3 protein-coding genes are annotated in these 1,164 nt (G+C 39.5%); 1 reads left to right on the top strand and 2 read right to left on the bottom strand.

Annotation, left to right across the window (positions count from 1 at the left end; all coding sequences use genetic code 11):
* The first annotated feature begins 62 nt into the window (after window positions 1–62).
* Complete coding sequence (locus PX482_RS05335) at window positions 63–233, top strand: hypothetical protein (protein ID WP_288025590.1); 171 nt, start codon at window positions 63–65, stop codon at window positions 231–233.
* Window positions 234–250: 17 nt separating this feature from the next.
* Here the strand turns inward: PX482_RS05335 and PX482_RS05330 are convergent, their stop codons facing one another.
* Together PX482_RS05330 and PX482_RS05325 are read right to left on the bottom strand one after the other, a co-directional pair.
* Entirely contained in the window at window positions 251–688 is a 438-nt protein-coding gene (locus PX482_RS05330; RefSeq protein WP_288025588.1) for a DUF6933 domain-containing protein, read from the bottom strand.
* Between the two features lie 289 nt (window positions 689–977).
* Window positions 978–1,164: nitrilase-related carbon-nitrogen hydrolase (locus PX482_RS05325; RefSeq protein WP_288122166.1), on the bottom strand; the 187-nt coding region annotated here is incomplete at its 5' end.

Genomic DNA, 1,164 nt, shown 5'->3' with positions numbered 1-1,164 from the left:
TATGCAATGGATGGGGGTTATAAGGAATGAAACCCTTATAGAGACAGACATTACCGCGATTTTTGTCAATTGTTTGCGATCTAGAGCGAACTAATCAATTAAATCTCTTGCCAGATAAGGATTTAGTCGATTTATGCCCCCCTATCGAACCATACCAAGTCCCGAAGAGCCACTTTTTCAGCAAACCCTATTTAGTTTTAAGCTGTGAAGATTGGGGAGCGTTTTCTCCTTAGATTAAAACACGACCGTTTTATTGTACTACCTTCGATTGATTCAAGAGATTTTGGTAACATTCGGTCGGGGTACGGTAAGATAAATATTTAAAGGGAGTCTGATTAATTATTTCTGCAAATCTTTCGTTATCAACCGCATTGTACTGATCTAATTTAGCGATTAAATTCTTCATGTTATTCATGGAGCTTACCAGACTCCTATTCTCGGATTTGAGATAATGAATTTCAGGGGAATCGCCCTCATGCCGATCAATGGTGGTAATTTGAGCGATAATTCCCTTAATTCCCTGCTTGTACGAAGAAATTAAGGTGTATAAACTCTTTTCCTGAGTAATGAGAAAAATACCTCTCTTCCTGAGATCGAGGACATCAATTCGCCAAGCATTATTATCGGCGATAAAATCTTCTCTTGACTGCACTTCTCGTTGAAGTCTTTCGGCCGCTTTGCTTGACAAAATCAGATTCATCTCTAAAAATAAAGTTAATTATTTAATATTATAAACCAACTAGATTTTTGGTTCTTCGTTACTTGGTATGGTTTGATCGGGTGGCATAAATCGACTACATCCTTATTAGATGAGCTTACCCTGAGAATCTGGCAAAGAAGGTTAGAAACTCAGTACATCAAAGCTTTTAGCTTAACTAATTAGGTTTTAGATTCGACCCTTGTTATCAGGGAGCAATGTTACGCGAAAAAACCGAGTTAAATCCCAAAATTAGGCGTTAAAATTGTCGAATCGAATTTTAAACAAAAACACGATGCTGTAGGGAAGGCATTTGTCGTCGCACCTGTTGCAGACGTTGGGGATTAATTTCGGCAATTGCCACTCCCGCTTCTTCCCCCGCATCGGCTAAAACCACACCCCAAGGATCGATAATCATAGCGTGACCGTGGGTGTAACGGCGTTCGTAATTATTGCCCGTTTGAGCG

Origin of the sequence: Microcystis sp. M53602_WE12, assembly GCF_030065455.1 — a bacterium.
Lineage (GTDB): Bacteria > Cyanobacteriota > Cyanobacteriia > Cyanobacteriales > Microcystaceae > Microcystis > Microcystis aeruginosa.
Note: the sequence above shows the minus strand (reverse complement) of the source record. Positions and strands in the feature narration are given on the sequence as shown.